The sequence below is a fragment of the Candidatus Cloacimonadaceae bacterium genome (genome assembly GCA_030693415.1).
Classification (GTDB): Bacteria; Cloacimonadota; Cloacimonadia; order Cloacimonadales; family Cloacimonadaceae; genus JAUYAR01.
Window position 1 is genome coordinate 1 of sequence record JAUYAR010000147.1, and the last position, 7,536, is coordinate 7,536.

The 7,536-nt window shown below is 48.9% G+C and carries 7 protein-coding genes; 6 read left to right on the forward strand and 1 reads right to left on the reverse strand.

The genetic code is table 11. From position 1 onward, the window contains the following. The 6 genes from Q8M98_08750 to Q8M98_08775 form a co-directional block, all read left to right on the forward strand. Positions 1-225 (forward strand): hypothetical protein (locus tag Q8M98_08750; GenBank protein MDP3114852.1); only part of this gene is annotated, 225 nt, incomplete at its 5' end. Between the two features lie 136 nt (positions 226-361). Beyond that, positions 362-1,525, forward strand: a complete 1,164-nt coding sequence (locus tag Q8M98_08755; GenBank protein ID MDP3114853.1) for a Wzz/FepE/Etk N-terminal domain-containing protein — start codon at positions 362-364, stop codon at positions 1,523-1,525. A gap of 13 nt (positions 1,526-1,538) precedes the next feature. Then, the gene (locus Q8M98_08760) at positions 1,539-2,828 is read left to right on the forward strand and encodes an O-antigen ligase family protein (protein MDP3114854.1); all 1,290 of its coding nucleotides are present in this window, start codon (positions 1,539-1,541) and stop codon (positions 2,826-2,828) included. Further along, complete coding sequence (gene mazG, locus Q8M98_08765) at positions 2,825-3,592, forward strand: nucleoside triphosphate pyrophosphohydrolase (GenBank protein MDP3114855.1); 768 nt, start codon at positions 2,825-2,827, stop codon at positions 3,590-3,592. Before Q8M98_08760 ends, mazG begins: the two co-directional genes overlap by 4 nt. After that, positions 3,537-5,096: a HAMP domain-containing sensor histidine kinase gene (locus Q8M98_08770; protein ID MDP3114856.1), complete on the forward strand. Its 1,560-nt coding sequence runs from the start codon at positions 3,537-3,539 to the stop codon at positions 5,094-5,096. Before mazG ends, Q8M98_08770 begins: the two co-directional genes overlap by 56 nt. After that, complete coding sequence (locus Q8M98_08775) at positions 5,093-6,625, forward strand: NAD(P)H-hydrate dehydratase (protein ID MDP3114857.1); 1,533 nt, start codon at positions 5,093-5,095, stop codon at positions 6,623-6,625. Before Q8M98_08770 ends, Q8M98_08775 begins: the two co-directional genes overlap by 4 nt. A gap of 724 nt (positions 6,626-7,349) precedes the next feature. On the opposite strand, the gene Q8M98_08780 is transcribed toward Q8M98_08775, so the two are convergent. Beyond that, the coding region (locus Q8M98_08780; protein ID MDP3114858.1) for a hypothetical protein at positions 7,350-7,536 on the reverse strand (187 nt) is incomplete at its 5' end.

Genomic DNA, 7,536 nt, shown 5'->3' on the forward strand with positions numbered 1-7,536 from the left:
AAAATCACGAAAGTGCTGTCCGGAAGATATGGTCTTAAATCCGAACAAACCGTTCTGAATCTTGCTCTTTCGCTCTGGTTAACAGAATTGATCGATAAAGGCAAACCAATCATGCATGAGCAATCGCTGATTGCCAATCTAAACATCTCCCAAATCTGTCAAGAAAATGTGAAATGGAAGCACTTAGACCACTTATTCTCCAAGTGCTCTGGTAAAGCAGCGTAGAATGGTGATGGTTTTTGAACAGTCTCGGGTGCATCCCCACCTCGCCCCAGAAACATTCTATTGACAGTTATGGCGTGGATAAATAAGCTGCTCATTTGAGTTGTTTCGCACAAATAAACCATGCAAGGATATTGAAATGGAGAAAAAAGAGTTCGACATCTTTGAGCTGATCAGGATACTCCTGCAAAACCGCGTGTTCATCATCGTCTTCGTGGCGTTGTCTGGAATCGCAGCGGTGATTTATAGTCTGCTCACCCCCAAGATCTGGGAATCGCGTGCCAGTTTCTACGTCGTTGGACAGGAAAGTACGGCACTGCCGATAAATATCCCCGGGTTGGGGGGTCTGGCATCGCAGTTTCTGGATTCGGATAACACTCAGAATTCCATCAATGCTGTTTCGGCTTTGAAATCGCGCCGTTTTTCCGAAGATGTGATCCGCCATTTTGATCTGATCAAATACTTCAAAATCTCGGACAAAGATCCGCTGGTGGAGATGGATATTGCCCTCAAAAAGCTGAAAATAAACACCGCCGGTTTCAAGCTGAGCAAGGAAACCGGTTTGGTGGGTATCAGCGTGCAGACCAAGGACAAAAAACTCAGCAAAGACATGGTGGACTATTATATCCTCAAGCTTGATGAATATAACCGCGGACAAAAGCTCACCCGTGGCAAGATGAACCGCGAATTCCTCGAAGAAAGAGTTTTCGCGACCCGCGCGACGGTGGATTCGCTCATCCTGGCAGTCAAGGATTTCCAGCAGACCAACCGCGCCGTGGATATCCAAAGCCAGACGAGCGCGTTGATCAGTTCATACTCCGATGTGATCGCAGCCAAGATGAAGGTGGATATCGAGCATGAACTTGCGCTGCAAAACTATGCGGAGACTTCGCCTCTGGTGGTGGAATTGAAAAGCCGCAGCCAGGCTTTGGCGAAACAGATACGCGAGTTGGAAACATCCAGCACCAAGCTCAAACCCCAATACCTGATCAATATCTCCAGCCTGCCGGATCTCGGTTCCCAATTTGCCCAGCTCAAAATGAATCTGGAGATCCAGTCCAAGGTATTCGAATTTCTCTATCCCCAATTTGAAGCCGCCCGTCTGGAAGAACTGCGCGATATGCCTTCCATCGATATCCTGGACAGCGCGCGCGAATCCGGTTTGCGCCTGAGACCCAAACGTGCCATGATCTGCATCATTGCCGCGGCTTTGGCATTTGTCCTCGCTGTGGTTATCGTGCTCGTTAAAACCGTTATTCAGAATAACAAAGACCGCATCACGGAGATCAGAAACTCCCTTTGAGCGAAGCCGCAAGATGACGCTGAATCGCATCTCAAACTACGTGCTCTATGGACTTTTGGCATCGCTGAGCCTGCTCTTGGCGATCCCAATGCAGATGGTGGAATTCACCCAGATTGGCATTGTCCTATTCATTCTCGTGGCTTGGTTGGTGGTCAGCCTCGTTTATGGTCTTTCTCTGCGCAATAGCTTGTTGTTCAGCGCTTTATTCTTCATCAAGCCGATTCCCATGAGCTTCTATGGCGTGCTGATCATCAGTTCCTTCAGCCTGCTGGGGGAATATCTGCAAAGCGGAAAAAGGACGCTCAATATTCCTTATCCATTTGCAATGCTGATCCTCGGGTGCACAAGCCTTTATGGGCTGATGCGCGCGAGGGACATAGGGGATGCTTCCATCTACTTTCTCGCCACGGCGGTCGCGCCTTTTCTGCTGTTGGTGATTTTTGCCAATAGCCGCCTGAAAGAAAGCGACTTTGTGGAATGGATCAAAGCCGTGGTGCTGGTTTCGGCGTTTCTGGGTATCATCGGTGTGGCGATGGGGATACTCAATCCGCAAGAACGCTATGGCTCGCTATGGATCACAGCGATGACGATCAACGGTTTCTACACGCTATCCTTCTTCTTCGCCATCGCGCTTTCCACCATCGAACCGAGCGTCAAGCTGAAGTATCTGTGGCATCTATGCGCGCTCCTGATCTTTCTCGGAATGCTCTATACCTATACCCGCATCGCGCTGTTGGCGGTGTTTTTTGGTTTTTTCCTGCTGATGCTGAGGCTTGGGCGCTTTCGCTATATCGGTTTTGGGATGTTGTTTGTCATCCCCTTGATCATTCCCGCCTCGATGATGAGCCGCATCCAGATGGGCTTTGATTTTGATATTTCCATCTTCATCCGCTTTCTGGCGTGGTATCATGCCATAGATCAGATAGTGCTGCATCCCTTCTTTGGCATCGGCATCGGGGTGTGGAAAGAATGGTTCATGGGCGTGGTTCCTTTCGATTTTCTCTATGCCGAACACCCGCATAACCTATATCTGAAGATTCTGCTTGAGATCGGTTTATTCGGCTTTCTCGCATATTTTTACATCATCGGCGCAACGCTGCGGAGGCACTATCGAAACTGCGTCAAAAAGAGCGGCAGCATCTTTGATTATATCATCATGACCGGCGTGTTGGCGCTGCTTTTTTCCTGCATGACGGACATCTTCATCCAACAATATTCCATCAGCCTGGTCTTTTGGACCACGCTCGGTTTTCTCTATCTGCGCAGCCGCGTCAATCAAGCCAACCCAATTGAGGATAAATGAAAGAATTTCAAAGACTTGTGGATATAGTAGCGCAATTGCGCGATCCCATTGGCGGATGCCCCTGGGATATCAAACAGACGTCCCAAAGCCTGGTGCCAAACTTCATCGAAGAACTCTTTGAAGCGGTGGAGGCGATCGAGGACAACGATGACCAAGCCCTCGCGGAGGAGCTTGGAGATTTGATGCTGCACATCGTCTTTCAGGCACAGATCGCCATCGAGGAAGGCAGATTCAGCCTGTCCGATGTGCTGATGAAAATCGCGGACAAGCTGATGCGTCGTCATCCACACGTGTTCGGAAACCTGAAATTGACCGACGCGGACGCCGTCAAACAGAACTGGGAGCGCCTCAAGAAAGCTGAGAAAAAAGAACGCGTATCAGTGCTGGAAGGGATTCCCCGCGCCCTGCCGGCTTTGATCTATGCTCAACGGACACAAGAGAAAGCGGCTTCCGTGGGCTTCGATTGGCAGGACATCAAACCGATCCTCGTCAAACTGGACGAAGAACAGATGGAACTCCACGAAGCGCTTGGCAATGACGACGCAGCACAGATCAGGGAGGAACTGGGAGATTTGCTTTTCACCCTCGTCAATCTTGCCCGCAAGCTGCATATCGATGCCGAAAGCGCACTCAAGGAAACCACGCGCAAATTCCAGCGCCGGTTCAACTATATCGAAGATCATTACAGACAAAACGGAGCAGATATTCATGAAGCAAGCCTCGAAGAACTCGACGCCATCTGGGACATCGCGAAAAAACACTAACCGATTTCAGACGCTGCGCCTCTATCTGATCTTCGGCAGCCTGGTCATCTTTGGCTTTTTCGCGGTCTATACCCAGATTCTGATCCAAAACGCCAAGCGCGAGCAGGAATTTGTGCCCCGCATTTTTGCCAAATACATCGCCTATACGGATAGCTACCTACGCCAGGCGGAGCAATATTCCAAGCTGCTCGGCGAGATCAGTTCAAACTATATCCAGTTTGCCACAAACCGCAATTTCCAACAGGCGCTGTGGGATTATGTTAGCACGGAATTTATGCTGAAGAACCCGATTCCGGTGATCATCACGGACGAGTTTCGCGAACCTCTGATCTGGAACAAGGTGGGCGTCTCGCAGGACAGCACCTTTGCCGATCTGAGCGAAGCATCTCAGAAAACCATGCAGGACTTGATGGCAAACATGACGGAATCTCCTTTGATCGAGGAAGGAAACCTCACCGGATTTGCATATTATGCCAAGCCCGTTTCCCTGGAACAATTTATCCGCAAGATAGACTATTCCGTAGTCGTCACCGACCGGCAAAAAAAGCCGCTGTTTTGGCGCAACGTCGAGATCAACGAAGTGGATTCTTATGAGCAAATGAACGACGCGGATAGGAATATCCTGCAGGAAAAGATCGCATCGATGAGCGAGATCCCCATCAGCAACGATGCCGACAGCCTTGGCTACATTTATTTCTCCGCGCCCAAAACCCTTACTCAGATCCGCTTTTTTATCTTCTTTGGGCTGTTGATCGCCGTGATACTGATCCTCTTTGGCAGCTACGGACTACTGCTCTTGCGGCAAACGGAAAAGGACACTCTCTGGATCGGGTTGGCAAAGGAAACCGCACATCAATTTGGCACACCGATCACTTCTCTGATGGGCTGGATCGACTATCTGAAACAATGCCCCACCGATAGTGACAAAAGCCCGAACATGGATGCTATCATCAATCACATGACCACCGATCTCAACCATCTCAAAAACATCGCCTCACGCTTTGGCAAGGTGGGTTCGCAGACCAAACTGCTGCCGGTGGATCTGCATCAACTGCTCACCGAGATCGTAGAGTATTTTCGTCAGCGCCTACCTCATCTCGGCTCACGCATAGACATCCATCTGATCAGCAAGATCGAGGGAATCAACGTGATGTTAGATGTCGAACTATTCAAATGGACACTGGAAAACCTGATCAAAAACTGCGTGGACGCCATGACCAAAGGGGGTGGACACATCATCATCACCGCCACACGCAAGGATAAATGGATCTATCTGCAGGTGCGCGATGAAGGCAAAGGCATCCCCCGTTCCCAGTGGAAGAAGATCTTTGAACCGGGTGTCACCACCAAAACCCGCGGTTGGGGATTGGGGCTCAGCCTCGCCAAACGCATCATCGAAGAGTATCACCAAGGACACATCCGCGTCCTGCAAAGCACCATCGCCGAAGGCAGCACTTTTGAGATCAAACTGCACGAAGAGCATCATAAAAAGGAGAAACCATGAACTACGTTCTCAGCGCCGCCCAAATGAGAGAACTGGACAGGAAGACCATAGAAGAGCTTGGTATTCCATCGCTTGTATTAATGGAAACCGCTGGAAAGAGCATCGCCGAAAGTATCTTCAAAGATATTGATAAGTTCTTCTTTTTGCGTACAACCGTTATATGCGGAAAGGGCAACAACGGAGGAGACGGAGCAGTCATCGCTCGCTGGTTGAAAATCTGGGGACATGCAGTTCGGATCGTCCGCGTCGGGATTGGAAACCCAAGCCCGGACGCGCAATTAAATTTCGACCTCTGTGCCAAGCTGGAAATCCCCATTTTTCACTATGAGAATGAAACTCAACTGGATGAGATGCTTGAATTTGCTGTCGATTCTGCACTTATTGTCGATGCCGTCTTTGGCACCGGGTTCAATGGCGAGCTGGATGATTTTTACCTGAATTTCTTTGTAGCCATCAACGAACATGTCCTGATGCGCGTCGCTGTCGATATGCCATCTTGGGTAAACGCGGACACAGGTTTTACGCCGCTTGAGATTCCCATCAGAACCACCTATGCCATAGGAGCTTACAAATTCGGACACTTTGCCGGCTTCGGAAAACAGTGGTGTGGCAATGTGAAGCTGATCGATATCGGAATCCCAAGGGAATATTTTGATCAGCTCAATCCGGCGCAATTAATCACGGTTGATTCATACGAATATCCCGAACGTTTAAATTTTGCCCATAAGGGTACCTATGGCAGAGTGACTATCTTTGGCGGATGTCTCGGATACACAGGTGCCTCAGTGATGGCGGCAAATTCCGCTCTGCGCGCGGGTGCCGGATTGGTCTTGGTTTTCTGCCGCATGGAAACGACCGATATCTATGCCAATAAACTGACCGAGGCGATCTATTATGAGATCGGAGAAAACGAAAAAGACCGTCTTCCCGCCAAGAAAGACCTGCTGAAAGCGCTGGAAGGAACAGATTGCATTCTGATCGGTCCCGGTCTGGGATTGGACGATTTTGCCCTAAAGGCTCTCACCATTGTTTTGGAAAAATGCACTTGCACAGTGATCCTTGATGCCGATGCTATCACTCTGATCTGCGAAAATCCTGTGCTGTATCGACATCTGGAGAATAAGAACGTCCTCCTCATTCCGCATTGGGGAGAGTTTTCCCGCGTTTCTGGGTTTACTATTGAAGAAATCAGCACAAACATAATGGGATGTCTTTCCCGCTTCGTAAAAAAATACCACGCCAGAGTCCTGCTCAAGTCCTTCACGACAATCTATCACGATGAAGAAAAGACATGTTTCAACATCACCGGAAACGACGGACTTGCCACCGGTGGAAGCGGAGATGTGCTTGCGGGCATCATCGCCTCTTTCGTAGCCCAAGGCATGGAAATCCCGGAAGCCGCTATCAACGCATCATACCTGATGGGTGATACAGCACGAATGTTGGCGGAAAAACGAGCAACCCCATCGATCCTGCCCAGAGACATCATCGAAAACCTCTTTGTCTATGAGCATGAAGATAAGGACTGACCCAAAAGCCGGCATAGCACAAACTGCCGAAAATGAACACCCCCATCTTTTGGCGGAGGAACTTCAGGAAAAACGCGACCCTATCGGGAGAGACTGTTCAACTATTCCTTCATTAAACCTGATCAGTTAGCTTGCTAAATAAGGGAAAATGTGAGCGAAACCTGGCATTTGGCAAGCGTTTTCAGCCTTGACATGTCTTCCATTCTTGCGTCCATATAGACTAAATTGGGAGGGGATTACACGAAAGCTTTGACGGTATCGTTTTCTTTGCGGATGAGTTTTTCCCCCACGTTAGTGCCCGTCTACATTGTGTCATCGGTTGGCTTTTATCACCTGAAGACAGGAGATATCTATCCAAAACCAAAACTAACTCTTTGCAATTCATCTCTGAATCTCTCAGCACTCTGCTCTTGCTTCGCTTATACTCTGCTCTTGCTTCGCTTATACTCTGCTTTCCTCTGTGTTTGTCTCATCTCTCAGCTCTTCCACCTTTGTTCATTCGCAGCAGTGGCATGCTGCGAAGTGAACGAGTGAACCCGTCATTCCAGCGAAATTGATGCGGAATATGGAATTACCGACGTCCCCGTCGGTTCGTGCGCGCAGCTTGAAAATTAAGGGCTTGGAACTGGCAGCCCGGCTTTTTCCAGATCCGCAATTCTGAATTTAGCTCAATATAAGCCCTTTATCATCAGCGGGTAACGACATACCTTACGTAAGGCTTATATTAAATCAAAACTGAAAACAAAAGCGCAAAACGGCAGGCGAATAGCCATAGCCCAAGTTTCGCACGAAATTGGTCAAATTTGCAATTTTGTGCTCGTAAGTCATTGATAAATAGACAGCGCGCTTCCCAAAAACAGCAAAAAATAACCAAAACGGCAACCATAATAAATCTTGACATATATTCGGCT

Bases quoted from the DNA above. Each gene is read 5' to 3' on its own strand.
- Q8M98_08760 (MDP3114854.1), top strand. From the start codon at position 1,539: ATGACGCTGAATCGCATCTCAAACTACGTGCTCTATGGACTTTTGGCA.
- Q8M98_08770 (MDP3114856.1), top strand. From the start codon at position 3,537: ATGAAGCAAGCCTCGAAGAACTCGACGCCATCTGGGACATCGCGAAAA.
- Q8M98_08775 (MDP3114857.1), top strand. From the start codon at position 5,093: ATGAACTACGTTCTCAGCGCCGCCCAAATGAGAGAACTGGACAGGAAG.
- Q8M98_08755 (MDP3114853.1), top strand. From the start codon at position 362: ATGGAGAAAAAAGAGTTCGACATCTTTGAGCTGATCAGGATACTCCTG.
- mazG (MDP3114855.1), top strand. From the start codon at position 2,825: ATGAAAGAATTTCAAAGACTTGTGGATATAGTAGCGCAATTGCGCGAT.